Annotated in this window: 25 protein-coding genes; 7 read left to right on the top strand and 18 right to left on the bottom strand. The window is 66.3% G+C overall.

What is annotated here, in order from left to right; genetic code table 11:
- Window positions 1-134: 134 nt before the first annotated feature.
- Window positions 135-908 (top strand): DUF6390 family protein, encoded by a 774-nt coding sequence (locus tag ABIB45_RS14270; RefSeq protein WP_354216519.1) that lies wholly within the window; start codon window positions 135-137, stop codon window positions 906-908.
- 83 nt (window positions 909-991) lie between these two features.
- On the opposite strand, the gene ABIB45_RS14275 is transcribed toward ABIB45_RS14270, so the two are convergent.
- From ABIB45_RS14275 to ABIB45_RS14325, 12 genes are read right to left on the bottom strand one after another with little or no spacing between them, the layout of a single operon-like run.
- On the bottom strand, window positions 992-1,360 hold the full coding sequence (locus ABIB45_RS14275) for a prolipoprotein diacylglyceryl transferase (protein WP_354216520.1): 369 nt from the start codon (window positions 1,358-1,360) through the stop codon (window positions 992-994).
- Window positions 1,329-1,655 (bottom strand): HypC/HybG/HupF family hydrogenase formation chaperone, encoded by a 327-nt coding sequence (locus ABIB45_RS14280; protein WP_354216521.1) that lies wholly within the window; start codon window positions 1,653-1,655, stop codon window positions 1,329-1,331. Before ABIB45_RS14280 ends, ABIB45_RS14275 begins: the two co-directional genes overlap by 32 nt.
- A gap of 11 nt (window positions 1,656-1,666) precedes the next feature.
- Entirely contained in the window at window positions 1,667-2,155 is a 489-nt protein-coding gene (locus tag ABIB45_RS14285; protein WP_354216522.1) for a hydrogenase maturation protease, read from the bottom strand.
- Window positions 2,156-2,162: 7 nt separating this feature from the next.
- Window positions 2,163-2,282 (bottom strand): DUF6893 family small protein, encoded by a 120-nt coding sequence (locus tag ABIB45_RS22635; protein ID WP_502909192.1) that lies wholly within the window; start codon window positions 2,280-2,282, stop codon window positions 2,163-2,165.
- A complete protein-coding gene (locus ABIB45_RS14290) occupies window positions 2,279-3,670 on the bottom strand; it encodes a hypothetical protein (protein ID WP_354216523.1) in 1,392 nt (463 codons plus the stop codon). Before ABIB45_RS14290 ends, ABIB45_RS22635 begins: the two co-directional genes overlap by 4 nt.
- Window positions 3,667-4,332: a DUF6084 family protein gene (locus tag ABIB45_RS14295; RefSeq protein ID WP_354216608.1), complete on the bottom strand. Its 666-nt coding sequence runs from the start codon at window positions 4,330-4,332 to the stop codon at window positions 3,667-3,669. Before ABIB45_RS14295 ends, ABIB45_RS14290 begins: the two co-directional genes overlap by 4 nt.
- Window positions 4,332-5,003 carry a DUF5947 family protein gene (locus ABIB45_RS14300; protein WP_354216524.1) on the bottom strand — a complete coding sequence of 224 codons (672 nt, stop codon included), beginning with the start codon at window positions 5,001-5,003 and terminating at the stop codon, window positions 4,332-4,334. The genes ABIB45_RS14295 and ABIB45_RS14300 overlap by 1 nt, the downstream gene beginning before the upstream one ends.
- Window position 5,004: 1 nt before the next feature.
- Window positions 5,005-5,922, bottom strand: a complete 918-nt coding sequence (locus ABIB45_RS14305; RefSeq protein WP_354216525.1) for a NifU family protein — start codon at window positions 5,920-5,922, stop codon at window positions 5,005-5,007.
- Window positions 5,923-5,928: 6 nt separating this feature from the next.
- Entirely contained in the window at window positions 5,929-7,722 is a 1,794-nt protein-coding gene (locus ABIB45_RS14310) for a nickel-dependent hydrogenase large subunit (protein ID WP_354216526.1), read from the bottom strand.
- 30 nt (window positions 7,723-7,752) lie between these two features.
- On the bottom strand, window positions 7,753-8,811 hold the full coding sequence (locus ABIB45_RS14315) for an NADH-quinone oxidoreductase subunit B family protein (RefSeq protein WP_354216527.1): 1,059 nt from the start codon (window positions 8,809-8,811) through the stop codon (window positions 7,753-7,755).
- Between the two features lie 29 nt (window positions 8,812-8,840).
- Window positions 8,841-9,785 (bottom strand): hydrogenase nickel incorporation protein HypB, encoded by a 945-nt coding sequence (hypB, locus tag ABIB45_RS14320; RefSeq protein ID WP_354216528.1) that lies wholly within the window; start codon window positions 9,783-9,785, stop codon window positions 8,841-8,843.
- Window positions 9,786-9,788: 3 nt separating this feature from the next.
- Window positions 9,789-10,118 carry a hydrogenase maturation nickel metallochaperone HypA/HybF gene (locus tag ABIB45_RS14325; protein ID WP_354216529.1) on the bottom strand — a complete coding sequence of 110 codons (330 nt, stop codon included), beginning with the start codon at window positions 10,116-10,118 and terminating at the stop codon, window positions 9,789-9,791.
- Between the two features lie 401 nt (window positions 10,119-10,519).
- On the opposite strand from ABIB45_RS14325, the gene ABIB45_RS14330 reads away from it, so the two are divergent.
- A complete protein-coding gene (locus tag ABIB45_RS14330; RefSeq protein ID WP_354216530.1) occupies window positions 10,520-10,825 on the top strand; it encodes a hypothetical protein in 306 nt (101 codons plus the stop codon).
- Window positions 10,826-10,843: 18 nt separating this feature from the next.
- Here ABIB45_RS14330 and ABIB45_RS14335 read toward each other — a convergent pair whose 3' ends face one another.
- From ABIB45_RS14335 to ABIB45_RS14345, 3 genes are all read right to left on the bottom strand, one after another.
- Window positions 10,844-11,479 (bottom strand): DedA family protein, encoded by a 636-nt coding sequence (locus ABIB45_RS14335; RefSeq protein WP_354216532.1) that lies wholly within the window; start codon window positions 11,477-11,479, stop codon window positions 10,844-10,846.
- A gap of 104 nt (window positions 11,480-11,583) precedes the next feature.
- Window positions 11,584-12,291, bottom strand: coding sequence for an AfsR/SARP family transcriptional regulator (locus ABIB45_RS14340; protein WP_354216533.1), 708 nt, complete (start codon window positions 12,289-12,291; stop codon window positions 11,584-11,586).
- A gap of 253 nt (window positions 12,292-12,544) precedes the next feature.
- The gene (locus tag ABIB45_RS14345) at window positions 12,545-12,748 is read right to left on the bottom strand and encodes a hypothetical protein (RefSeq protein WP_354216534.1); all 204 of its coding nucleotides are present in this window, start codon (window positions 12,746-12,748) and stop codon (window positions 12,545-12,547) included.
- 216 nt (window positions 12,749-12,964) lie between these two features.
- On the opposite strand from ABIB45_RS14345, the gene ABIB45_RS14350 reads away from it, so the two are divergent.
- From ABIB45_RS14350 to ABIB45_RS14365, 4 genes are all read left to right on the top strand, one after another.
- On the top strand, window positions 12,965-13,156 hold the full coding sequence (locus ABIB45_RS14350) for a hypothetical protein (protein ID WP_354216535.1): 192 nt from the start codon (window positions 12,965-12,967) through the stop codon (window positions 13,154-13,156).
- A 59-nt stretch (window positions 13,157-13,215) separates the two neighbouring features.
- Window positions 13,216-13,416: a hypothetical protein gene (locus tag ABIB45_RS14355; RefSeq protein ID WP_354216536.1), complete on the top strand. Its 201-nt coding sequence runs from the start codon at window positions 13,216-13,218 to the stop codon at window positions 13,414-13,416.
- 109 nt (window positions 13,417-13,525) lie between these two features.
- Window positions 13,526-15,964 (top strand): hypothetical protein, encoded by a 2,439-nt coding sequence (locus ABIB45_RS14360; RefSeq protein WP_354216537.1) that lies wholly within the window; start codon window positions 13,526-13,528, stop codon window positions 15,962-15,964.
- Between the two features lie 59 nt (window positions 15,965-16,023).
- Window positions 16,024-16,545, top strand: coding sequence for an O-acetyl-ADP-ribose deacetylase (locus ABIB45_RS14365; protein ID WP_354216538.1), 522 nt, complete (start codon window positions 16,024-16,026; stop codon window positions 16,543-16,545).
- Window positions 16,546-16,586: 41 nt separating this feature from the next.
- Here the strand turns inward: ABIB45_RS14365 and ABIB45_RS14370 are convergent, their stop codons facing one another.
- Complete coding sequence (locus ABIB45_RS14370) at window positions 16,587-17,570, bottom strand: RluA family pseudouridine synthase (RefSeq protein ID WP_354216609.1); 984 nt, start codon at window positions 17,568-17,570, stop codon at window positions 16,587-16,589.
- 288 nt (window positions 17,571-17,858) lie between these two features.
- Here ABIB45_RS14370 and yczE point away from each other — a divergent pair, with 288 nt between their 5' ends.
- Window positions 17,859-18,506 (top strand): membrane protein YczE, encoded by a 648-nt coding sequence (gene yczE / locus ABIB45_RS14375; RefSeq protein WP_354216539.1) that lies wholly within the window; start codon window positions 17,859-17,861, stop codon window positions 18,504-18,506.
- A gap of 42 nt (window positions 18,507-18,548) precedes the next feature.
- Here the strand turns inward: yczE and ABIB45_RS14380 are convergent, their stop codons facing one another.
- Entirely contained in the window at window positions 18,549-19,454 is a 906-nt protein-coding gene (locus ABIB45_RS14380; protein ID WP_354216540.1) for a DNA-formamidopyrimidine glycosylase family protein, read from the bottom strand.
- Window positions 19,447-24,438 (bottom strand): ATP-dependent helicase, encoded by a 4,992-nt coding sequence (locus ABIB45_RS14385; RefSeq protein ID WP_354216541.1) that lies wholly within the window; start codon window positions 24,436-24,438, stop codon window positions 19,447-19,449. The genes ABIB45_RS14380 and ABIB45_RS14385 overlap by 8 nt, the downstream gene beginning before the upstream one ends.
- Window positions 24,439-24,489: the final 51 nt, after the last annotated feature.

The following is a 24,489-nucleotide window of genomic DNA, read 5'->3' on the forward strand; positions in this document are numbered from 1 at the left end:
TGCTTAGTCTTCACAGCATCCGCTGGTGAGCGGAGGCTGTCAACGGTTTGTGGTGCCCAGGCGGCCAACCGGCCCTTGTCTGGGGCAGGCTGCGGTGCTAGGTTCGAAAGACCCTCGGAGAAGGTGGCCATGCCATGGTTGTCGATGGTGCCCAGTTGTTTGTCCGGTACGCCTACCCGCCCAATTCGCGGGGCAGCTGCGGCCCTCCCGACAGTGACGCCCTCCTGCACTACGGCCAGTCCGGCGTCACTGACCAGGGCCTGCGGGAACTCGCTAAGGGGTTTGCTGGCGCCTGGCCTTACCTGAAGCTGATTGCCGGCGCGCACGGCATCCCGGATCCGCTCGACTCTCGCGTGGTGGAGGCCTATTGGGTGGGAAACAGCCTGCTGGACACGGTGGGCATCGGCAACATGGGCAACTCGATGGAAGACCGATTCCGGGCCCGCACGGGCCGGCAGTTTCCGCACCTAGTGGAAGGCGTGCTGGCCGGCGGCGTCCCGCACCACAGCTTCCACGTCTTCGAAATTTATCCCTGGCTGGGCCTGCTGCGTGATGACCGCCGCTACGCCACCGCACTGAACGTTCTGGACCGCTGCCGGATCCGGTGGGGCGAGGTTCTGGCCACCACGGGCGACGAAGCCGTAGTGAAATCGCGACCCCTGACCTGGGACGGCACATCTCTGGCCGTGGGCGAACCCGTGGTGGAGACCGCCAAGTATGCCGTGAACGGAACCGGCTTCATTGCCGGGCTCGCAGCGGGTGATGTGGTGTCGCTCCACTGGGACTGGGTCTGCGACCGGCTGACACCCCACCAGCTGCAGCAGTTGGTGCTCTTCACCGGTAGGCACCTCAGGATTGCCAACACCGGTGTTGAGCACCGCGGCGCAGCCATCGCCCTCGGACGATAAGCACTCGAACGATAAGGGCTGGACCTGGACCGCCAAAACCCTGAAAGCGCTGGGTCCCTCATCACGAGCCGTGGAACCCGGGCCTACGGGGATTGCGGGGCCGCGGAATCGGGATCGTCCGGCGGCTGAACGCCGGTCGCGTCCCGGGGAGCGGATTCACCGGTGGGACGCTCCACCGGACCCGCGTCGGTGCCGGTGTCTTCGCGGCCGGTCTCTTTGCCTTCCTCCTTGACTACGTCTTCGCCACGCCGTGTGGTGCTCTCGCCCACGCCGTCCGGAGCCATGGCCGCGTCCTCGGGCGTCTCATCAGCACCCGGCTGCGCGGGCTCCTTCAAGGGCGGCTCGCTGCCCCACGCACGGGCGGTGCCCGGCGAGGTTCCCTGCTCCCCGCCGCGTGTTCCAGTAGCGCGGGGTGCAGAGTCAGTTGGTTCGGAGGGATTCATCGGTGTCATGGCGTTCTCCTTGATCGAGCTGGTGGTCAGCCGGCGGCGGGATGTCGTCGTCGCCGGATTGCCGCGGCTGGCCCATCAGTTCCAGGCCGCTCATGGCCCGTTCGGCGCCCGCGGGATCCACCCGCTCGAGCGCGAAACCCATGTGGATCAGGACCCAGCTGCCCGGTGGCAGCGGTCCGTCGTCCAGCAGGCCGATGTTGATCCTCCGCTGCACGCCGGCCACGTCCACCAGTGCGAGCTGATTGCCGTAGCCATCAATCGGGCCGATGACCTGGCCGGGGATTCCGAGGCACATGGTGGTCCGCCTTAGGTCGTGAAGGTGTGCTGGCTGAGGAGATGAACGACGGCGGCAACCGCCCCCGGCAGGGCTGCTGCCACCGGTGGCGTCAGGCCGACGCCCTCGGTGACATCGGCCGGAACGCAGCCCACTACGTAGGTCACTGGAACCTTGCCGCCCAGCGTCCGGAGCTTGCCCAGGACAGCGGCAGGGTCCATGCCGTGGGGGTCCAGCGAGGCGCCGTCGTCGAGATCCTCGCTGCGAATCCGGAGCACTCTGAGGCTGCCCGGCGCCCCATCGTGTTCTGTCCCATGGTCCGGCGGCACCGCGTCCACGAGCACAAGCACCTCCACGCCGGCGAGGAGGTCGTAGGCGAGGTGCATGCCGCGGATGCCATAGTCCACCACGTCCACACCGGCCGGAAGGCTTTCGTCCGTGGCCAGCCGGCGGGCAACTTCCGGCCCGAAACCGTCATCGCGCAGGAACATGTTGCCCACACCTGCCACCAGCACAGTCACGCCGGGCTCACATCCGCCGTGCCGTCAGATAACGCTGGATGTCAGGAACCGACCGGATCCCCACGTAGATGGCGCCGAGTGCCAACCCTGCCAGCAACGTTACGGTGGCCATTCCTATGATTCTCATGGCGGGCTTTCCTTTCCATCCGAACCCAGGGGTTCAAGCTCTTCGGGTGAGTAGTAGAAGGACCTGCCGTAGCCCTCGTGGAGGTCTGCGGCCGGGTCCTGGTCGAGGACAAGGCCAACGTGGGTGCTGCCGTCAACATCGAAGTGGACGTTGGTGACGCGGGCCGTCTGCCCCGCGAAGAACAGGTCCTGTGCGTCGGCGCGCCTGTTCGGATTCACCCTCACCCTGCTGCCCCGGGCCACCGCAACCCCGTTGATCAGGACGGCATCCAGGTGTGGCTGGACCAGGGCTTCCGCCTCCGGCGTCCACCACGCGTTTTCCGCGCCGGGGGCCGCGGCTGGGGCTTCGGGAATGTCCAGGGCATGGGGATTGCGCAGGATGCCGTGCAGTTGCTGCAATTCCTCCGGGGACATGGCCTCGCACCGGTCGATGATGGCCGCCGCCCGTGGATCCGTGGCGCGGGCTTCGGCCTTCTCGTCTTCGGTAAGTGTCAGCACCCGCAGGGTGAGGATTTCGTCGATCTCCGTGGAGTCGTACAGCGCCACCGAGCTTTCCGCAGCCACTGCGGGGTGGTCGTAGAGGATGATCGGGGATATCAGCAGTACGTCCGACTGCCCCTCCGGACCAGCCAGGACGGGCCAGCAACGGCGTTGCCCGCAGCCCGCCGCCGCAGCCTGGGCCTCGGGTGGTGGCTCAAGCAAGGAGACGAAGTCGGCGTCGTCAAGGCTCAGCAGCAGGTGCGTGCCGATGAACGATTCCGCGATGGCATCCTCCCTGGTCCGGGCATCCGCCGTGCCCGCCGCCGGGGTCACAGCCCTATTAACCACTGAGATGCGCAGCCTGATCAGGCCCCCGCCGGCAGTTGCAGCTTCCAGCCTCACGTCACCATGTAGCGCACGACGACGGCGGACCAGCCGGCCTGCCACCCGCCCCGAGGTGTCACGGAGTTCTTCCACGTCCTCTCCGCCGGGAACTTCCACGGGCAGGACCGTCTCCTGGCCGCTGAGCCGGACTGCGGGGAAGGGCCCCAGCGCGATTTCCCGTTCCACTGCCTCATCCCAGCTCAGCCAGCGGGCAGCACCGACCGTGAGCTCGTCAACCGCCGTGAACCCGCCGTCGTCGTCCATTTTCTCCGCAGACCGGCTCTGGAGCTGCAGGAAGCGCAGGTGGACTTCGACGGCGGCATGCGGGCCAGGGGTGAGCAGGCAGTCCGCGAACATGTCCGGCTCCTCGCCGGTACCGGCAGCGGCTGCGCCCGGCGGGCCAAGGATGCCGAACTGCCACCGGGCCTGGTTCTTCTGCGAGGACGCGCGGTACGGGTAGAGCAGGTAGCCCTCATAGAGGACGGCATCTGCCACGGCGCGGGCAAGGCTGAGGCTCATATTCATGGCAGTGGGTCTCCCGACAGCACTGCCGGGGACACCGCTGCGGCATTCGCGAGGAGGGTTTCCACGGTGGCATCCCATGAGGTCAGGCCCCGGGCCGCCTTGTAATGCGACAGGGCAGCGAGCACGTCCCGGTCCAGGCGGAGCCAGCCGGTGTTGGGGAAGTACTGGTCCATGAGCCGGCGCCATGCGTCCACGGGAAGCCGATAGGAGGCTTCGAGGTCCCAGGGCACCTGCTCCACACCGAAGCCGTTCTGGCCCTTGGTGAAGACCGTGCCGGAGAACAGCAGTTCCAGCGGGACCAGTCCGTCACGCAGGGACTGAAGGTACTTGGCGGCGGCAACGTCGAAGTCGAAGGTGCAGGGCAGCGGGAGGTGAAGTTCCGTTTCGCCGCTGAAGCCTTGGACCATGGTGCTGCACTGCAGCCAGAGGAAGGACTTGAGCGTGGTGGGCCACCGGCTGCGCTCGCCGAAGAGGTCCAGCAGGCCGGCCTCTTCGGCGGGGGTGTAACCGCGGCGCTGGGGCAGGATCCGGACCTGGCACCGCAGGGCGATGGCGTGCACTGCGGCGCCGGTGGACTCGGTCACGCGCAGCGTCGCGGTGAGCTGCGGGGCCGCCGCGTAGGGCTCGGGCTGGATATCCAGGACCTCGAATGCCAGTGCCATCACTGTGGGCCCCGGGACGTTGGTTCCCGCCTGGCTTCGCGGACCGGCTTGCTGCGGCTGCTGACCCTCCCGAAGAACGCGGTGAGCTGGTCGCGGGCCTCCTGGCCGCCGTCGAACCCCCGCCACAGCCGCCGCAGGTGCCCAACCAGCTCATAGCAGGCGTCCACGGGAACCAGGTGGCAGTCAGCCTGGGGACGGTCGACGCCGGGTCCCCGGATCAGGAGCGCCTCGGTGTCCGCGGCGGCCACGGACAGGGCGGGATTCCGCGCCATGACGGCATCCCAGGCGTCCAGCGGAAGCTCGGATTCGGTGGCGCCGGCAGGGCCGGGATAGAAGGCAACGGTCCGCTCCATCGTGGAACTGCGGAAGAAGAACGCCAGCCCCACCGGAATCTCCAGCTCGTCCCACTGGCCCGGGCCAAGCTCAAAATCGGGGAAGGACAGGTACCGGTCCGGCACCGACCGGTACCGGAGATGGGCATCGCTGTCCGTGAAGAGCAGGTAGCACGGCCGGCAGGTGCACATCATGGCGTGGCTGTCCAGGTCCACTACGTGCTGGTGTTCCGCGGCGATGGGTTCCCCGCACATTTCGCAGCGCTCGCCGGCGGGGGCAGCAGGCGGGGCAGCGGCGATCCGGCGCAGGAGTCCAACGGGCAGGCCAGGCGCGTTCATCTCAGCCGCCCTTCCCGGCAGCGGCCGGCACGGCCACGGACATCACACCGCCGCGCACGAGCAGCGGAAGCGGGTCAAGGTGCAGGGTGCGGTCCTCCAAGCAAGAGCCGGCCTGGCGGACGTCGAAGTGTGCGTGGCAGGTGGGGCAGCGCAGGAGTCCTCCGCCGGCCGGGGCTGCGAGGGCGCGTTGCAGTGCTGCGCCCGCCATGGGGCCGGCGCAGCGTGGGCAGCAGTCACGGTATGCGTAGACGTCCTGCCCCGTCCGGCAGGCCAGGAGCGAATAGCCGCCCACCTGGAACCCGGCGACGTCGCCGGGTTCCAGGTCGGCGATGCCGGGGACCGGCTCCCAGGAGCCTTCCGGCTGATCAGCGCTATTCAACCGGACCATCAGGGCGTCCACCGGGATCAGCGCAGGGGTGGCAGCGTGCTTTTCAGCTTCCACCACTTGTATGGCCGTAACCTCGGGAGCTGCCGTTTCGATGGCCTCTTCCACGGCGAACTTCAGCGTGACGGACGACGACGGGCAGCCCTGGCAGGTACCGAGCAGCTTCAGCCGCACGACGCCCTCCGGGCTGATGTCCAGGAGTTCCACGTCCCCGCCATGCGAGCCCAGATAAGGCCGGACGCTGTCCAGGGCTCCGGCCACCCTCGTCTCCATCGACTCGGGATGCAAGCCGTGGATGATCAGCAGGCCGGACACCAGTTCGTCGGCGGCGAGCGCCGCCAGCGTGCCGGCGTCGAGCTTTCCTTGCTCGTCGAGGATTTCCAGCATGCGTTCCAGCCCCGAGCCGTACATGTCGGTGACCTGGCGGACCAGGTCTTCGGCGCGCCCGCGGGCCACCGCCCCGCCGGCTCCGAGGGCGTCGAGGAGGGTGCCTATCCGTTCGCCGGTCTGCAGCGGCCGGTCCCCGCCGGGCATGGCAGGTTACTCTCCGGTGAGCGCTTGGGTGGGCGAGTGCAGCCTGTCCAGGGTCTGGCCGTTGCCCAGATACATGTGGACACCGCACGGCAGGCACGGGTCAAAGCTGCGGACGGTCCGCATGATGTCGATCCCTTTGAAATGCTCGCGGTCATTCTCCTCGAAGATGGGCTGGCCCTGCACAGCGTCCTCATAAGGGCCGGCGGTCCCGGACGAGTCGGTGGGGCTGGCGTTCCAAGGGGTGGGCGGGTACGGATGGTAGTTGGCGATCTTGCCGTCCCGGATCACCATGTGGTGTGACAGGACGCCGCGCACAGCCTCCGTGAAGCCGCAACTGATGGCTTCGTCCGGGACCGTGAACGTCTCCCACGTCTTGGTCCGGCCTGCCCGGATCTCCTCCAAGGCTTTCTCCGCGAAGTGCAGGGCGGCCGCGGCGGCATAGGCCTGGAAATAGGTGCGGGCGCGGTTGCGTTCAATGGTGTTGCTCCACTGCGGAATGTTCCATTCGAAGGATACCGGGCCCTTCAATGCGGTCTTGGGCAGGTTGATCTGGACGCTCTTCCCGGTTGCCTTGATGTAGCCGATGTCCACCAGTCCGGCCAGCGAGGTTGCCCACAGCCTGGCCAATGGTCCGCCCCCGGTGTCCAACGCCAGGTTGTCCTGGCCATCGAACCACCGCGGGGACATGACCCAGCTGTACTTCTCTTTCAGGTCCCTCTTCTGCGGCCGCGGATTGGTGTGCTGGTTCCAGGGATGGCGGCGGTCCACCGGGTTGCCCAGCGGATCGTGGGTCACAAACATTTCCTGGTCTTCCCAGTCCTCGTAGTAGGAGGAGCCCAGCATGATCCGGATGCCCAGGTTGATGCGGACCAGATCCGTAGTGACCAGCTTGCCGTCCACCACCACGCCGGGGGTGACGAACATCTTCCGGCCCCACTGGGTCATGTCCTTGTATTCGAAGTTGCAGTAGTCAGGGTCCTGGAGTGAACCCCAGCAGCCCAGCAGCGTCCGGCGCAGGCCTACCTGTTCGTAGCCGGGCAGCGCCTCGTAGAAGAAATCGAAAAGGTCGTCGTGCATGGGGACAACCTTTTTCATGAATTCCACGTAGCGCATCAGCCGGGTGATGTAGTCCGTCATGAGCTGGATGGTGGCCACGGTTCCCACCCCGCCGGGATAGAGCGTGGAAGGGTGCACGTGGCGGCCTTCCATGAGGCAGAACATCTCGCGGGTGGCCCGGCTGACCTGCAGCGCCTCGCGATAGAACTCCCCGGTGAACGGATTCAGCGAGCGCATGATGTCCGCGATGGTCCGGTAGCCGTGGTCGCCCTCGTGCGGGGCCCGGGTATTTTCGGCCTTGGCAAGGACCCCGGGGTTCGTCTCCGACACCATCTTTTCGCAGTAATCCACGCCCACCAGGTTTTCCTGGAAGATGTTGTGGTCGAACATGTATTCGGCAGCCTCGCCCAGGTTGACGATCCATTCGCCCAGGTTCGGGGGCTTCACGCCGTAGGCCATGTTCTGCGCGTAGCAGGAGCAGGTGGCATGGTTGTCGCCGCAGATCCCGCAGATGCGGCTGGTGATGAAGTGGGCGTCCCTGGGGTCCTTGCCCTTCATGAAGATGGAGTAGCCCCGGAAGATCGAGGACGTGCTTTTACACTCCACCACCTGGTTGTTCGCGAAATCGATCTTCGTGTAGATGCCGAGGCTGCCGACGATCCTGGTGATGGGATCCCAGTTCATCTCCACCAAGTTGCTGTTGTCCGTTCCGCTCCCGGACGGCATGGGAATCGTTGAGGTCATTGTGCTTCGCCTGTCTGGAGGAGTGGATGGTTACCAAGTGCGCTTCGCGCCAGTCAGCAGTTCGCGCCCGGGCCGGCGCCACTTGGGCTCCTGGTCCAGGGTGTGGGTGGTGATGCCGCGCAACGCCCTGATGGCGGCCCCATAGGGGCGGATGGTGCTGGTTGAGAGTTTGCCGCCTGGTGGCTCATCCATGAAGGGCATGAACTTGTCGGGGAAGCCCGGCATGGTGCAGCCGATGCAGATGCCGCCGACGTTCGGGCAGCCGCCGATGCCGTTCATCCAGCCGCGCTTGGGCACGTTGCACTTGACCACCGGACCCCAGCACCCCAGTTTGACGATGCATTTGGGAGAGCCGTATTCGGTGGCGAAGTCGCCCTGCTCGTAGTAGCCGGCCCGGTCGCAGCCTTCGTGGACTGTCTTGCCGAACAGCCAGGTTGGCCGCAGCGCGTCGTCCAGCGGAATCATGGGGGCTTGTCCGGTGGCCTGGTACAACAGGTAGGTCATGGTCTCGGAGAGGTTGTCCGGTTGGATGGGGCAGCCGGGGACGCAGACGATCGGGATGCCGGCCTTGGACTTCCAGTCGTAGCCAAGGTAGTCAGGGACTCCCATGGCTCCTGTCGGGTTTCCCGCCATTGCATGGATGCCGCCGTATGTGGCGCAGGTTCCTGCAGCGATGATGGCTGTGGCTTTGGGCGCCAGACGGTCCAGCCACTCGCTGGTGGTGATGGGTTGTCCGGTCGCAAGGTCGTTGCCGAAGCCGCACCAGTAGCCGCCCTCGTCGTGCAGTTTTTCGTTGGGGATGGACCCTTCAACCACCAGGACAAACGGTTCCAGCTCGCCGCGGTCCGCCTTGCGGAACCACTCGAGGAAATCGTCCGCCCCTTCCTGGGGGCCGCACTCGAAGTCGATCAGGGGCCAGTGCATGGCGATGCGGGGCAGGCCGGGCAGTGCGCCGAGTGCTATCTCCTCCACGCTGGGCTGGGTTGCCGCGGTCAGGGCGACGGAATCGCCGTCGCAGCTCAGCCCGGCATTGATCCACAGCACGTGGATCAGCGTTTCTTCGGCCTTGAGGGAAGTTTCGGTAGGCATCGTTGCTCTTTCCGCGGCCCGTGGGGGGCTCAGTTTGCGTCTGTCAGGGACTCTTCCAGAGAACCGGTCAAAGACTCTGCCTCTGTCCGGGAAATGCGGCCGTCCAGCCATTCGTACCAGGCGGCAAGGCCGTCGCCGGTAGTGGCCGAGAGGACCAGGAACTGCGCGTGGTCGTTGAGGTGACGTATGCGGTGCAGGCACTCGTCGACGTCGAAATCAACATAGGGGAGCAGGTCTGACTTGTTGATGATCACCAGGTCGGCTGCGATGAACATGTGCGGGTACTTCTGTGGTTTGTCATCACCTTCCGTCACTGACACGATTACTACTTTGGCTGCTTCGCCCAGGTCGAAAAGGGCGGGGCAGACGAGATTTCCCACATTCTCGATGAACACTGTTGATCCCATCGGAGGATCGAGTACTTCGAGCCCGCGGCGGAGCATATCGGCGTCGAGGTGGCAGCCCGCTCCGGTGTTAATCTGGACCACGGGCCTGCCGGCAGCGCGGATTCGGTCGGCATCGAGGGAAGTTTCCTGGTCCCCTTCGACGACACCTGCCTGCAGCCCGTCGCCCAGCTCCGTGAGCGTGCGGACCAGGAGGGTGGTCTTCCCGGCGCCAGGGGAGCTCATCATGTTCAGCGCGCGGATCCGCCGTCCCGAGAGCCAGCCACGGTTCCGTTCCGCCAAGAGGCCGTTTTTGGCCAGCAGGTCCTGCTCCAGGGAAATCAGCTCGGGCGCCTGGCCGTGCCCCTGATGGCTGTGGCCGGTGTGGGAGTGCCCGTCCTCGGCGTGGACGTCCTCGGCGTGGACGTGGGTATGTCCGTCATGCGAGTGGACGTGTTCAGCCCCGTGAGGGTGATCATGCGCCTGGATGCCCGACTCGTCCGGCGTTTCGGCTCCTTCAATTCCGCCCGGCATGCCCAGGGAGTAAACCCTCGGGTTGGTGTCCTCGCCGCAGCCGCATGTTGTGCACATTTCCTACGCCACCTCCACCGAAACGAGCCTCAGTTCGCGCCCGGCGACCACGTCGACGTCCGCGCTGCCGCAGGGACACAGGAGGAATATGTCAGTCAGTGCGAAGTGGTCGCCACAGGTGCGGCATCGCCCGCGGCCTTGCGGCTCGTCGATCCGCAGCCGCGCGCCTGCCAAGGCAGTACCCGCCGAAGCAACGTCAAAACAGAAACGGAGGGCATCCGGGAGAACACCTGACAACGGCCCGATACGAAGGTTTACGCTGCTGACTGCCCGGCCGCCGGTCTTGTCCAGGACTTCGTCTATGAGGCTTTGAACGATTGAGAGTTCGTGCATCGGATGTGCCTCCTTCATGTCAAGATAGGCTCGTCCCGTCCATAAAGCAACCAGTATTTGACGGCTGCGCACTAGTCGGGTAGGGGCGTGAAGTTATGCCATCATTCTGCAGGGGCCCGGAAGCCGGAGGCCCGGAAATTAAACAAACGGGAAGCAGGACACAACCCGCCGCCGAAGGCCTGGACTGGACGGTCAACGGCCGCGGTGACCGGCCGGAAACTGACCGGCCGGGAGTGGGCGTCGATGCGTGGGCTCACACCACGGTGGGGCTGTTCGTCGCCACATGGCTGCTGGCCTTGGGCGTGGCGCTTCGGCCACATTGAGCAGCGTTGGTCCGGTCGCGCCTCCGAAGGCGGCTCGGAGGAGCCGGCCTGAACGCCGGCCGGGATAGGGTGGAAGGCATGCCTTCGTTCCAGACCCGCCTGAAAATCACCGGACTGAAGCCTGGGAACCGGCCGGAAGCGGTGATGGCCGCAGCCGTGGAGGCGCTGGAGACCCGTCACCATGTGGAGTCCAATCAGCTGGAGCTCGCCGGTGGCGTCCCGCAGCTGAACCTCCGGTTCCTCGTTGCGGCCACCGAATATCACGGTGAGAACCAGCAGGCGCACGAATCGGCAGCCATGATGCGCGACGCCGTCGAACGCGTTGCGCTGACCGGCTCACTGACGCTGCTGCGCCGCAACCGCGGCCGCTGGGCACCCGTGTAGTTTAGTCGCCTGTGTAGCTCAGTCGCCCGGGGAGGGCTCGATCATCGGGGGCGGTTCGTCAACCGGGGAGCGGGTGCCGCGGCGGCGCGTGACGATGATCCCGACGACCGCGCCGATCAACAGCCCCACTCCCACCCCGATCAGGGAACTGGCCCAAAATGGCAGCCTGGTTGCCGATCCCGTGAAGTAGCCCAGGCCTACCAGCCAGCTGGCCCACAAAACGGCGCCGAGCCCGGCGCAGAAGCTGAAGCCGGAGACTGACACGTCCGCGATTCCGGCTGCGGCGGACGTCGCCAGCCGTCCGCCCGGGATGAAGCGGGCGCCGATGATGGTCCCGTACGTAGAGGAGCGGCCAACCTTGGCGATGGCCCGGTGGATGCCGTGATGGACCTTTGCGCCCCAGCGCCACCGGTCAAGCACATGGCTGAGGCGGCGCTTGAAGAGCTGGAAAACCACCATGTCTCCGAGCCAGGACGCCAGCGCGGACAAGGCCGCAACGAGGAAGATGTTGGCCCGTCCGTCTGCCGCGAGGGCACCGCCGGTGATCACCACCATTTCGGAGGGGATGGGCGGGAAGATGGCGTCGCCGAGTACCAGAGGGATGATCCAGAAGTAGATCGCGGCCCCCCAGCTGTCCGCGTTGCCAAAGTCCATGGCCACAAAGTACCGCACTTTCGGACGGCAGGATGGCGCATGGATGGAGCACAGCGGCATCTGGGGCCGCGTTAGCGTCAGTGCACGGCTTCCGGGATGCTTGGTTATCTTCCGCCAGGCGCGAGGCTGCAGTGCGGACGGAATGCTGACACGAGTTCGCTCAGTTGGGTTGAGGGCACGACGCCCAGTTCACCTTCCAGGCGGCTGGCAAACATCGTGTAGGCACGGACGGCAGCAGCCCTGTTGCCAGCGGCAAGATGGGCCTGAACCAGCAGGAGATGCGCAGATTCCCTGAGCGGTTCGATGCTCGCCGCGAACAGTGCCGCGATGACGGCATCGCCGGGTTCACCGGCCGCCAGATGCTGCCGTGCCATGAGCTCAAGAGCGCTGAGGCGCATTTGCCGGAGCCGCTCCTGTTCAAAGATTACCCAGTCGTCGTACCAGCCGGGCAGCAGTTCGGCCCGGCTCAGGTGCTCCAGGTAGCTGTCCGGAATCTGCGCTCCAGGCTGCGCGTGCATTCTGGCGACGTGCCGCTGCAGGGTTGCGACATCGACGCGGACGGATTCTTCCAGTTCCAGTGTGTCGGCGCCGGTATGGAGGAGGTGGGGGTATGCGTGGGCGATGCACCAGACAGTGGTCCTGAGGTTTCCCGCAGCCTGCGGTTCGCTGCTCTTCGGCCACAGGAGGCCGGCCAAAAAACTCCGGTGTCGGCAGCCCAGAAGTCCCACGCAGGCGATGAGCCGCTGCTCACGGCTGGCTACCGTCACTGTATTGCTGCCGCAGCGCAACCGCCAAGCCCCCAGCAGACTCAAGTCCCAATCCTGTGCGAGAGCCACCGTCATGCTTTTCCCTCTCAAGCGGCCGGATTCCACGCGTTCTCCAGCTACCATCGTGGCACCCAGCCAAACCATGTCAAGTCATTTTAGTAACAAGGGTAGGGCGGGTTATCAAGTGGGGTAGGGCAGCGTGCCGACCGGAATCGGGCCTACCTGTTGGCCACCAGCGGGGCCGCCCGGGTGGTCACAAAAACCCGTTGGCGTGAGCACGCTTTTATGGAGCGCCGTATTAGGCGTTGGCGGTATTTTCTTCCGCCCGAAGGGAATCGAGCCAGCGCTGGACAGCCAGGAGGATTTCGTCCGCGTCGCCCGCAGCCTCCACGAATTCGCCGCTCTGGCCGGGGCGGCTGAAGATCAGCCGGGCGCGAATCGGGCTATTCTGGGCGGGCTCGGCCCACGCGCGGATAATCATCGTGCCTTCAATGTCCGCCATGAGCGGGCGCCCTGCTTTCCTCGTCTGGAATTCGCAAATCAGCCACGAACATTACTGCCCGGTATGACCATCCTAGGCATAGATTAATCGGCGCCTTAGTCAAAAGACTGTCCCGGCATAGTTGCACAAAACAACGGAAAAATAACACTGCAGTAACGAACCTGCCACGGGATGCCGCGTTGAATGATCGGGAGACTTTGAGAGGGGGTGATTGACATGAAGGAACTCACCATTCAGGAACTGGAAGGCCAGCAGGTGGAGCTGTTGCCTTCGCGGGAGACCCTGTTTCTGAACGCCAACTGGGCAAGCGTTTACGCGACCAACACCTCTCTGGCACTGAACGCCGGCTCACTGCTCGCCACGGCGCACAGCTCTGCCGTTCAAACAATCCTTGTAGCCCAGAGTTAGTCCGCCAACCATCCGATATCTGGACCCCGGGAGTGCCCGGGGGAGAGGGGTGAGGTGCTATGACGGCATCAACCGAGCTATCACCGATGGAACTCGACGCTGAGGTCCTGGAACTGCTGCCCGTGCGGGAAACGCTGTTCTTCGACTTTAACGTCGCTCCCGTAATCGCTGTGAATCTTTCGATGGCCATCAATGCGGCCTCAATCGGTTCGGTTGCGAACTCGGGCGCCTGGCAGAACCTGTTGGTAGTTCAACAGTAGGCCCTGCAAGGATTTCTCAACCCGGTGGGCGTGCTCCAATGTCGGGGCATGCTCACCGGACCTGGTGGCTCAACATCTTTGTGGGGAAAATGACAACGTGGTGGGGAAAGTGACAACAACAGCTGATGCCGCATTTGCAGGCCGCTGGTCCCCTGCGCACGGGATTGTTTTCCTGGGCCCTGTTGAAGGTTCGGGGCTTAAGGACCGCAGCTACCTTTTGCAGCGCGGAGACGGGCAGATTGTGCAGCTTTCGGAGTTGCTCAATTTAGTGATGGTCTCCCTTTCGGCCGATGAACCCCTCGAAGATACGGCGCGCGACATCAGCGACGCCTATGGCCGTGAACTGGGGGTGAGCGGGCTCCGCCACCTCATCGACACCAGGCTGGCGCCGATGGGTCTGGTCCACAAAGCCGGGGCCGACGCTGCCGACGCCCCGCCGCCGCCGAAGGCAGACCCGCTGCTGGCTCTCCGACTGCGGGGGACGCTTGTTCCAGAAAGGGCCGTCAACGCGTTGGCCCGGATCCTGGCCCCGCTGTATTGGGGTCCGGTGGTGGTGGCCGTCCTGCTGGTGTTGGCCGCCGTCGATGTCCTGGTGATTGCCAGGAGTGACTTCATGGCCTCCCTGGAACAGATACTGCTCACCCCGGCGCTGCTCCTGGGCATCTTCGCGCTCCTGACAGCGGCGGCCGTGATCCACGAACTGGGCCATGCCACGGCGTGCCGGTACGGGGGCGCCAGGCCAGGGGTGATCGGCGTCGGCGTTTATCTGGTCTTTCCCGCATTCTTCACCAACGTCACCGACTCTTACCGGCTGGGACGGACGGGCAGGATCCGCACGGATCTTGGTGGACTGTACTTCAACTGCCTCTGCCTCATCGGCCTGGGTGGGGCGTATCTGCTGACGGAGCAGGGATTCTTTCTGCTGGCGGCGGGTCTGATGCATTTCCAGATGATCCAGCAGCTGGTTCCGACGCTGCGCTTTGACGGCTACTTCGTGCTGGCCGATATTGCCGGCGTTCCGGACCTCTTCAACCGGATCCGGCCCGTGCTGCTGAGCCTTGTTCCCGGCCGCCCCCTCGATCCGCGGGTACTTGAGCTCCGCCCCTTTGCCCGCCGCATCGTCACCATCTGGGTTGTCACCGTCGTGCCGCTCCTGTTCCTGGCGTGCGGCTGGATGCTATTCAACCTGCCCGCCATCATTGAGCAGACGGCCACTTCCATCCGGCTGCACGCGGGGCTGGCCGGCGCCGCGGTCGAGGCCGGTGACCCGCCTGCTGCGGCGCTGTCCATCGTGTCCATCCTCATGTTGTCCGTGCCCGTGGTGGGCCTGGCCATTCTGCTGTACCGGCTGCTGACTGTCCTGCTCGCTCTCCTGCGGCGCCTCGCCAGGCGCCTGTGGAGTACAACGGCGGAGCCAACGGTCGGTGTGCCACGGCATTTCAGGGCGGGGCAGCGGCCGGAGACAGGCAAGCCACTACTGAAAGGAAGGTCCGCCATGGCTGTCGCAGTCTCTCCCGCGGCCATGCCCCACGACGACGTGCCTCCCGCACCGTTGCAGGCTCCAGCGGCCAAGCAAGGCGACGACGTCCCGTCCGCAGGGAAGCGCGACGACGGCGTCCCCACCCTCCGGGACTTCCTCGCCGACCGGCCCACTCCGCCATCGGCACTGGCCGAAGCTGGCTGGCAGGGTGCAGTCCGGCGGCTCAGCCGCAATTCGATCAGCCCGGGTCCAGGGCTTCGCGAACTCATCCACCTGAGGGCCGTCGAAGACGTACAACGCCGGCTGGATGGCCCCAGGACGGTGGTGGTGGTCAACCCCAAGGGCGGCGCGCACAAAACCACCGCCACGCTGCTTCTTGCCGCGACGCTCGGCATCCAGCGCGGCGGTTACACGCTCGCGTGGGACAACAATGAAACGCGGGGCACGCTGGGGTGGCGGGCACCGCTGGCCGGGCACACGGGCACGGCAGTTGACCTGATGCATGAGGTGGACCGCTTCGAGGACCCCGTCCTGGGCCGTATCGGGGACCTGGACCGCTATGTCCGGTACCAGGGTTCCGCACACTTCGACGTGCTGGCCTCGGACGAGGACGCCGCAGGAGCCGCCACCATCGGAAGCCGTGAGTTTGACCGGCTGCACTCTGCGCTGCGCCGCTTCTACCGGATCATTATGGTGGACACCGGCAACAACATGCGGTCCTCCAACTGGGAAGCGGCGGTAGCGGCGGCGGACGAGCTGGTCATCATTTCCACCCTGAGGGAAGACACCGTGGCCAGTGCTGTCTGGCTTGTGGACGGGCTGCGCGAGCGCGGCTACGAGGCCAAGGTCAGCAACGCTGTGACCCTACTTGCCGCACCGTCGCGGCAGACCGATCTAGAGCTGCATCGGCGGACACGGGCGCATTTCGAGAGCGTGACGAGGGAAGTCCTCGATGTTCCCTACGATAGTTCACTGGTCTCCGGCGGTCCGCTAAACTACCAGGCACTGCAGCCGGGCGCCCGCGAGGCCTGGCTGCGTGCCTCGGCTGCCGTGATGCAGGGGTTGTGAGCTGTTCCCGAACTAGCGGGCACGGTTATCCGCAAGCCTGCATGTGCGAAACTGGCGGCATGCGGATCAGCATTCTCCAGGCCGACATCACCACCCGGGCCGTGGACGTGATCGTGAACGCGGCAAACTCGTCGCTCCTGGGCGGCGGCGGCGTGGACGGCGCCATCCACCGGGCCGCCGGGCCCGGGCTGCTGGCAGCCTGCCGCGAACTCCGCGACACAGACCTCCCGCACGGGCTCGCCGTGGGCGCCGCTGTCGCCACTCCCGGGTTCCGGCTCCCGGCCCGCTGGGTCATCCATACGGTGGGGCCAAACCGGCGTGCCGGGCAGACCAACAGCGCGCTGCTGGTTTCGTGCTTCAGCGAAAGCCTGCGGCTGGCGGAGTCGCTGGGTGCTGCTTCCGTCGCGTTCCCGGCGGTGGGCGGCGGCGTTTACGGTTGGGCAGGGCGTCAGGTGGCAGAAGCCGCGTACGACGCCGTCACCGGGTTTGGTGCCTCGCAGGCGGCCAGCGCGGTTGAGCTGGTGGAGTTTGTGCTGTTCAGCTCCGACATGGCGGACGCCTTTAACGCGGTTTTTGATTAGCGCCGTGTTGGAGCACCCTGTTGTCGATCACCTGTGTTTGATCAACTCGCCGTTTGAGCAGCTTCGCTGAGGTCCAGCCGGCTGCGGTATTCCACAGGCTTTTTGATGATGGGGTCCACAAAGCGGATGCCCCGGGCGAGGAGCTGCAGGGGTTTGGTGTAGTCGTCGGGAGCCTTGTCCAGCAGGTCCGGGTAGAACGCGTCGTTGACGATGCCCAGGCCCAGCGATGCCATGTGAACCCTCAGCTGGTGCGTCTTCCCGGAGTGCGGCTCCAACTGGTAGCGCGCAAGCCGGGACGCACCGTGGCTCCCGCCGGTCGCGGTGACACCGGCACGCGGGGAGGCGGCGCCGTCGAACGTTTCCAGCCGATCGATCCGGGTCTCCGCGTTCGGTTCGCCGGCGATCACTTCGGCCAGCAGGTAGCTGCGGGACTTGGTCATCCGGTTGCGCACCACCACAGGGAAGTCGACGGCGGGGTAGCCCGCAGCGGGTTCCGCGGCGGCGACGCACTCGTACTCCTTCTGGACCTGGCGCTTCTCGAAGAGCACCTGGTATTTGCCGCGCGTCTCCGGGTTGGTGGACAGCAGGAGCACGCCGGCGGTCATGCGGTCCAGACGGTGCATGGGGATCAGGTCCGGCAGGTCCAGCTGGTTCCGCAGCCGGACCAGGGCCGATTCCTGGATGTACGTGCCGCCCGGGGTGGTGGGCAGGAAGTGCGGCTTGTCCACCACCAGCAGGTGTGCGTCCTGGTGCAGGATGGTGATGTCCACCGGGATGCGGGTCTCTGGAGGCAGGGTCCGGTAGTACCAGATGAAGGTATGATCCTCGAGCCTGGTGGCCCGGTCCAATCGGATACCGCCTTCGCCCACGATCTCGCCGGCGTCGAACCTGTCCTCGATGCCCTGCGGATCGATGTGGCCCCAGCGGTGCATCATGTAGTCCATCGCGGTGGTCCACGGTCCCTCGTCCGGCAGGCGCAGGCGGGTGGCGTTGACGCCGTCGCGCACGGGGAGGGGGGATTGCATCACTGGTCCATTCTACTTTGCGGGTCCTACTCTGCCTGCCTCGGGGCCGGTGCTGCCCACAGAGGCCTTGAACGGGTTCCTGACCTAGGTCCGCTCAGGACGCGCATCTTCCCCGGCGACGCGCAAACGGTCAGGCGACACCGGTATCCGCGAGTCGCCAGGCCATTTCCGTGTCGCCAAACCATTATCGCGTCCAAGGCTTAGGCGGTCGCCCCATGCGGCGCCGCTGTGAGCGTGCGCCGGAGCTGCGGGTCGGCGTCGAGTCTGTCCTGGGACGAGTATATTTTGATGATGACCCGCAGAGTCACCCAGCTCCTTATCGGCCTCGCGATGTATGGCATCTCCCTGGCTATGTTTATCCGTGCCGGCCTCGGGTTGGACCCCTGGGACGTATTCCATCAGGGCCTGGCCCGTTTGAGCGGGTTCAGCATCGGCACGGTGGTGGTGGCGGTGAGTTTCCTGGTGCTCCTGCTCTGGATCCCGCTGCGCCAGAAGCCCGGCTTCGGAACGCTGGCCAATGCCGTGCTGGTAGGCGTGTGCGCCGACGTTGGGCTGGCACTGATCCCCGCTTTTGCGCACCTGGGAGGCCAGATCGCCATGCTGGCCGGAGCGGTTGTGCTCAACGGAATTGCTTCGGCCTGCTACATCGGTGCACGCCTTGGCCCCGGCGCCCGCGACGGGCTGATGACCGGCCTGGCACGGCGGACCGGCTGGTCCGTGCGACTGTCACGATCGCTGATCGAAGTGGTGGTGCTGGGGGTCGGCTGGCTGCTGGGCGGATCGGTCGGAGTGGGCACGGTGCTCTACGCCCTGGCCATCGGCCCGCTGGTTCAGATGCTGCTGCCTTGGTTCATGGTCCCGGCCTCAGCCAAGGACGCAGTCAAGGACGCAGCTGTGGCGCCCGAGTCCCGGGAGCCTGACCGGCAACGGCCCTAACGCCCGTGGTTCAGCCGGTTTTAACGCCCGTGGTTGATACACCTAGGCCAGCCGCGGCTGGCAATGCGGGCAGAAATAGATGTCCCGCTCTTCCTCGCCGTTGGGCTTCCCCAAAACACTGCGGCGGACGGGGGTGCCGCATTTAAGGCACGGCTGGTGTTCGCGGCGGTAGACCCAGTATCCGGGCCGGCCGGCCATTCTTCCCACCGGCATGCCGCGCGGATTCAGGATGGTGACCCGCCGTCCCGGGCCGAGGTTCGCTTCGAGCAGTTGCTTAGCATCGGCCATCATGGTCCGGAGGTCGACGACGGCGGAGACGGGCGAAGCCGGGTGGATGCCGGACAGGAAGCAGGTTTCGCAGCGGTAGATGTTGCCGATGCCCGCGAGGTTGCGCTGATCCAGCAGGGCCACACCGACGGGGACGTCCGGCGCCGCGACCATCCGACGTTCGGCTTCGGCCGGGTCCCAGTCCGTGCCCAGGAGATCCGGTCCCAGATGACCCACGATCTTGTCCTCATCGGCGGTGCGCACAACTTCCACAATTCCCAACGAGAAGCCGACGGCGTCCGCCACCGCAGTGCGCAGCACGCACCGGGCCGTGAATCCCGGCTTTCGCCAGCGTCCGCCGGGTGGATAGACCTGCCAAGCGCCTTCCATTTTCAGGTGCGAATGAATGGTGAGCTTTCGCTGCTCTGCACTGTGTTGAACGGGGCCCTGTGCGCCCGGACGCTTGGCGCCACCACCCTCCCCGTCCGGGCCTTGCCCAAAAGGTTCCACCACACGCATGAGGAGGTGTTTGCCACGCGGCACCACTTCTGTCACGGTCCACCCGGCCAGGTTCAGCGTGGCAAAACGGGGCACCCTGAAATCCGAGGCGGTGAGCGTCTGTCCGGCCAGGGCGCGGTGGAGCTGGGCAGCGGCCCGCCAGACGGAGTCCCCCTCAGGCACGGATCCTCAGCCCCTTGGGAGTGGAGTAGGCGCCCGCGGCAGCCAGTGCTTTGGCGACGGCAGTGTCCAGGATGCCGTGGCCGTTGACTTTTTCCATGATCAGCTTGTCAACAGCACCGCGGGTGACCACTCCTACCAGCGCGGTGCCTGCAGCAGACAGGATGGCTTCGTCTTCACTGAATGCAAGGAGGGTTTTGCCGCCTCGCTCCACGTAGAGGATCAGGGCGCCGTTAACCAGCACCACCAGGGCACCGGCTTTCCGTCCGGGACGGTGGCCGGTGCCGGCCTCGACATTGAGGGCAGGCCACGACAGAGCCCCGCCGTACGGGTTGGCCGGATCGGTGGCCGCGAGGGCGAGGGCAATAGGTTCGGGCTTCGCGAGCTGGCTGTCCTCGGAATAGGACCGCAGCCGGTCCACGGTGGCCGGGACGGCGAACTGGGCTGCACCGAGGTGTTCGATGAAGTACCCGCGCCGGCAGCGGCCAGCCTCCTCCAGCCGGGCCAGGACCTTGTACATCAGGCCAAAGCCGCCCAGAATCTGCTCCGCCATCACTGATCCCCGCGTCACCACGCCATACCGGTCCAGCAACAGTTCGGCCGTGGCGCGGGCGTGGATGGTGGGATCCAGCTCGGGCAAAGGCAGCGCCGACCACCGTCCGGCGGCCATCGCCGGCGTGGCCGCACCGCCGGCCGCGGAGCCGTACCGCCCGCCGCTGAGGCCGGCCGAGCCGAGCCCCGAGGAACCTAACAGGCCGGTGCCGTGGGAGCGGCCCAGCCTGCTTAACCTGGGGGCGCGTGACCGGGGTGCTTTGGCCACTTGGCGGTGGGCGGTATGGCCGCCGGCGATGAGGGCGCGGATCGGCGCGAAGGTGTCCCCGGTGATCCTCCCGGCCCAGGCCAGATCCCATAGCGCCGAAACCACGTCCTGGTCGCTCAGCACCGAGTCCATTCCGCCGGCGACGTCCGTCAGTTGCCGGAAGAAGTAGCCCCCGCCGTTTTTTCGCAGGTGATCCAGCAGCCGCTGCTGTGCATCTCCTGGCTCGTAATCGATGGCCGGGTTCAGGGTCAGGTCGGCCGAATCGGCCAAGTGCATGCTGACCCAGCCGTCGTTGCCGGGGAGTGCTCCCGCACCGGACCAGAGGACTTCACCGGCGGCCATGAGTTCGTCCAGCATGGCGGGCTGGTAGTTGGAAACCCGGCTGGCCAGCAGCAGCGGCTCCCACGCCGACGCGGGGACCGGCACGCCGGACAGCTGGTCGATTGCCGTGACGATTCCGTCCAGACCGCGCAGGGACGGCTGACCGCGGCCGGAGCCGGGGGTACGGACATGTTGCCAGACAGGGAGGAAACGTCCGTAGGCGGCCGCGTCCACCGGTTCAACTTCGGCGCGCAACGCAGCCAGCGAACGACGGCGGAGCTTCCGGAGGACTTCGGCGTCGCACCACTCGCTGGTGCTGGGTTGTTGGTGTTCCTGTTGTTGTCCCTGGGGGACCGGCTGGGGCTGTCCATCAGGTCCGACGGCTGGGCTTTCCGGCGACGCAGCGTGCGGCCGGAACTCGCCTTCGACCACACGGCCGTCGGCCGCGAGCCGCTTCAGCGCGGTGCCGACTACAGCAACGCCGAGGCCCAGCCGCGCGGCAGCTTCCATCGCGGTGAATGGTCCGTGGGTACGGGCGTAACGGGAGACAAGATCGCCGAGCGGATCGGCCACCGGTTCGATGAAGGCCAGGGGCACGCCCATGGGCAGCGGCACGCCGATGGCATCCCGCAGGCGCGCTGCGTCCTCGACAGCGGCAAATCGTTCGGCACCACCGATGTTTACCTTGATGGCGCGGTTGGCGCGCTGCAGGGCGGTCAAGTGGGCGGTGGCAAAGGCGGTATCGGCATGCGGGGTTTCGACAGGCTCAACCACCGGGGCGGCCTCAACCACCCCTTCCAACCGGGAGGCCACTTCGTCCGGTGTCAGCGGACCGAGCAACCGGAGCAGGTCCGCCACACCTTCCATTCCGCGGGCACGGCGGTCCGGTGCAAGCCGCTGGAGTTCGAACTCGGTAGCGTCGATGACTTTCGCATCGAGCAACTCACGGAGTTCCACGCGTCCGAGCAGCTCATTCAACAGCGTCGAATCCAACGCCAGTGCTGCGGCCCGGCGCTCGGCCAGGGGAGAGTCACCCTCGTAGAGGAACTGGGCCACGTACCCGAACAGCAGGGACTTGGCGAACGGCGACGGCTGCTGCGTGGTGATCTCGACGATCCTCAACTCGCGGCGTTCCACGGAGGCTGCGATGTCCTTCAGCGCCGGGAGATCGTACACGTCCTGGAGACATTCGCGGACGGTTTCCAGCACGATCGGGAAAGTGGGGTATTTCCGCGCGACGTCGAGCAGTTGCGCGGACCGTTGGCGCTGCTGCCACAGTGGCTGCCGCTTGCCCGGCGTTTGGCGGGGCAGCAGCAGGGCACGAGCGGCGCATTCCCGGAACCGCGAGGCAAACAGCGCGCTGCCGCCCACTTCCGCGGTGACAATCTGCTCCAGTTCCTCGGGATCGAACAGGAACAGCTCGGCTCCGGGCGGTTCGTCCTCCATCATGGGGACGCGGAGCACGATGCCGTCGTCAGCCGCCATGGCGGATCCGTCCATACCGTACCGCTGGTGGAGCCGCTGCCCGACGGCGAGTGCCCACGGCGCGTGCACCGGCATCCCAAACGGGCTGTGGAGGATAACCCGCCAGTCACCGAGTTCGTCGTGGAAGCGTTCCACCACCAGGGTGGTATCGCTGGGGACCACTTCGGTGGCGAGCTTTTGCTCGCTCAGGTACTGGATGAGGTTGTTCGCGGCGAACGCGTCCAGCCCGCTGGCCGTACAGCGCTCCGTGGCAGGGCCGACGTCGGACGCTGACAGTTCGCGGATGAATGTGCCGAGTGCCCGGCCCAGGTCCACCGGCCTGCCCAGGGAGTCGCCTTTCCAGAACGGCAGCTTGCCGGGCTGGCCGAAGGCCGGGGAGACCAGGACACGGTCGTGCGTAATGTCTTCGATTTTCCAGCTGGTGGCGCCGAGGGCAAAGATATCGCCCACCCTGGACTCGTACACCATCTCTTCGTCCAACTCGCCCACGCGGCGGCCTCCCTTGGCCGGGGAGGGGGTGGACGTCTTGCCATCACCGGACGGTGAGGCCGAGCCCTCAACTTCGGTGCCGACGATGTAGACGCCGAACAAACCGCGGTCAGGGATGGTGCCGCCGGAGACAACGGCCAGCCGCTGGGCGCCGGGCCGGCCTTCGATGGTGCCGGCGTTCCGGTCCCAGATAATCCGCGGCCGCAGTTCGGCGAATTCGTCGGAGGGATAGCGGCCCGCCAGCAGGTCCAGGGTTGCCTCGTACGCCGAGCGGGGAAGGGACGCGAAGGGCGCTGACCGCCGGACCGTGGCGAACCACTCCTCCACATCGATGCTGCCCAGCGCCGTGGCAGCCACGGTCTGCTGGGCCAGGATGTCCAGCGGGTTGGCAGGCACAAAAAGCCGCTCGATCTTTCCCTCGAGCATCCGTTCGACCGTGATGGCAGTGTGCACCAGGTCCGCACGGTGCTTGGGGAAAAGCACGCCCTGGGAGATTTCGCCGACCTGGTGCCCGGCACGGCCTACGCGCTGCAGGCCGCTGGCCACCGACGGCGGCGACTCCACCTGCACCACCAGATCCACCGCACCCATGTCGATGCCGAGTTCCAGGGACGACGTGGCCACAACGCACCGCAGCCGGCCGGACTTCAGGTCATCCTCGATCATGGCCCGCTGGTCCTTGGAGACTGACCCGTGGTGGGCGCGGGCCAGCAACGGATCTGCTCCAGCGGTGCTGCCGGCCTGCGCCATCATGTGGGCCGGCGTGGACGTGGATGTGGGAATGCTTGGAAGCCCCGGCTCCGCGGCCGGCGGGTCCCAGCCGCCACCGACGGCCACCAGCTGACGTTCAGCGTAGACCTCATTCAGCCGCGCCGTGAGCCGCTCAGCCAGGCGGCGCGAGTTGGCAAAAACGATGGTGGACTGGTTGGCCAGCACCAGGTCGACAATTTTTTCCTCCACATGGGGCCAGATCGACGCCTGTGGCTGCAGCCCGGAGGCCGGCCCGGAGTCAAAGGCGCCCGCCGCACCCTGGAGATCCGACATATCCTCCACAGGCACGGACACGGTCAGGTCCCAGTTTTTCCGCGACGGCGGCGCTACGATCGCCACCGGCGCGGATCCGGCCAGGAACTGGGCCACCAGCTCCCGCGGTTCCACCGTGGCCGACAGCCCGATCCGCTGGGCGGGCTTCGGCAGCAAGGCATCCAGCCGTTCCAGGGAGACCGCCAGATGCGCGCCCCGTTTGGTTCCGGCAACGGCGTGGACCTCGTCCACGATCACGGTGTCCACCTCGGTGAGGGTTTCCCGGGCCTTGGAGGTGAGCATCAGGAACAGCGATTCCGGCGTGGTGATCAGGATGTCCGGCGGGTTGCTGAGCAGCGAACGCCGGTCCGCCGTCGTCGTGTCCCCGGACCTGACCCCCACGGTGATGAGCGGAGCGGGCAGATCCAGCCGCATGGCCGTCTGCGTGATGCCGATCAGGGGCGCGCGCAGGTTCCGCTCGACGTCCACCCCAAGGGCCTTCAGCGGTGAGATGTACAGGACCCGGGTTTTGCGCTTGGGCGGCCGGGAACCGCGGCGGCCTTTGGCGGGCGCGGCGTCCAGCCTGGGCAGTTCCTGGGCCGGGGCAGGAGCCGAAACGAGCAGCCGGTCAAGGGCCCACAGAAAAGCGGCGAGCGTTTTGCCGGAGCCGGTGGGGGCTACAACCAGGGCATGCGACCCTGAGGCGATGGCGTCCCAAGCACCCTCCTGGGCAGGGGTTGGCTCCGCAAAGGCGCCCAAAAACCAGTCGCGGGTGGGGCGGCTGAACCGGCCCATTTGAGGGCCGGGCACGGCGTCCGGACGCGCTCCCGGCGGTAGCTGCTCCTGCATTCCTCCATCATGCCCTACCCCACTGACAGGGTTCCGGGGTCCACGATTGCC

Origin of the sequence: Arthrobacter sp. UYCo732, assembly GCF_040547265.1 — a bacterium.
Lineage (GTDB): Bacteria > Actinomycetota > Actinomycetes > Actinomycetales > Micrococcaceae > Arthrobacter.

What these genes read in the sequence shown, in the direction of transcription:
- ABIB45_RS14270 (WP_354216519.1), top strand. Translation starts at nt 135, where the DNA reads ATGGTTGTCGATGGTGCCCAGTTGTTTGTCCGGTACGCCTACCCGCCC.
- ABIB45_RS14275 (WP_354216520.1), bottom strand. Translation starts at nt 1,360, where the DNA reads ATGACACCGATGAATCCCTCCGAACCAACTGACTCTGCACCCCGCGCT.
- ABIB45_RS14280 (WP_354216521.1), bottom strand. Translation starts at nt 1,655, where the DNA reads ATGTGCCTCGGAATCCCCGGCCAGGTCATCGGCCCGATTGATGGCTAC.
- ABIB45_RS22635 (WP_502909192.1), bottom strand. Translation starts at nt 2,282, where the DNA reads ATGAGAATCATAGGAATGGCCACCGTAACGTTGCTGGCAGGGTTGGCA.
- ABIB45_RS14290 (WP_354216523.1), bottom strand. Translation starts at nt 3,670, where the DNA reads ATGAATATGAGCCTCAGCCTTGCCCGCGCCGTGGCAGATGCCGTCCTC.
- ABIB45_RS14295 (WP_354216608.1), bottom strand. Translation starts at nt 4,332, where the DNA reads ATGGCACTGGCATTCGAGGTCCTGGATATCCAGCCCGAGCCCTACGCG.
- ABIB45_RS14300 (WP_354216524.1), bottom strand. Translation starts at nt 5,003, where the DNA reads ATGAACGCGCCTGGCCTGCCCGTTGGACTCCTGCGCCGGATCGCCGCT.
- ABIB45_RS14305 (WP_354216525.1), bottom strand. Translation starts at nt 5,922, where the DNA reads ATGCCCGGCGGGGACCGGCCGCTGCAGACCGGCGAACGGATAGGCACC.
- ABIB45_RS14310 (WP_354216526.1), bottom strand. Translation starts at nt 7,722, where the DNA reads ATGACCTCAACGATTCCCATGCCGTCCGGGAGCGGAACGGACAACAGC.
- ABIB45_RS14315 (WP_354216527.1), bottom strand. Translation starts at nt 8,811, where the DNA reads ATGCCTACCGAAACTTCCCTCAAGGCCGAAGAAACGCTGATCCACGTG.
- hypB (WP_354216528.1), bottom strand. Translation starts at nt 9,785, where the DNA reads ATGTGCACAACATGCGGCTGCGGCGAGGACACCAACCCGAGGGTTTAC.
- ABIB45_RS14325 (WP_354216529.1), bottom strand. Translation starts at nt 10,118, where the DNA reads ATGCACGAACTCTCAATCGTTCAAAGCCTCATAGACGAAGTCCTGGAC.
- ABIB45_RS14330 (WP_354216530.1), top strand. Translation starts at nt 10,520, where the DNA reads ATGCCTTCGTTCCAGACCCGCCTGAAAATCACCGGACTGAAGCCTGGG.
- ABIB45_RS14335 (WP_354216532.1), bottom strand. Translation starts at nt 11,479, where the DNA reads ATGGACTTTGGCAACGCGGACAGCTGGGGGGCCGCGATCTACTTCTGG.
- ABIB45_RS14345 (WP_354216534.1), bottom strand. Translation starts at nt 12,748, where the DNA reads ATGGCGGACATTGAAGGCACGATGATTATCCGCGCGTGGGCCGAGCCC.
- ABIB45_RS14350 (WP_354216535.1), top strand. Translation starts at nt 12,965, where the DNA reads ATGAAGGAACTCACCATTCAGGAACTGGAAGGCCAGCAGGTGGAGCTG.
- ABIB45_RS14355 (WP_354216536.1), top strand. Translation starts at nt 13,216, where the DNA reads ATGACGGCATCAACCGAGCTATCACCGATGGAACTCGACGCTGAGGTC.
- ABIB45_RS14365 (WP_354216538.1), top strand. Translation starts at nt 16,024, where the DNA reads ATGCGGATCAGCATTCTCCAGGCCGACATCACCACCCGGGCCGTGGAC.
- ABIB45_RS14370 (WP_354216609.1), bottom strand. Translation starts at nt 17,570, where the DNA reads ATGCAATCCCCCCTCCCCGTGCGCGACGGCGTCAACGCCACCCGCCTG.
- yczE (WP_354216539.1), top strand. Translation starts at nt 17,859, where the DNA reads ATGATGACCCGCAGAGTCACCCAGCTCCTTATCGGCCTCGCGATGTAT.
- ABIB45_RS14385 (WP_354216541.1), bottom strand. Translation starts at nt 24,438, where the DNA reads ATGCAGGAGCAGCTACCGCCGGGAGCGCGTCCGGACGCCGTGCCCGGC.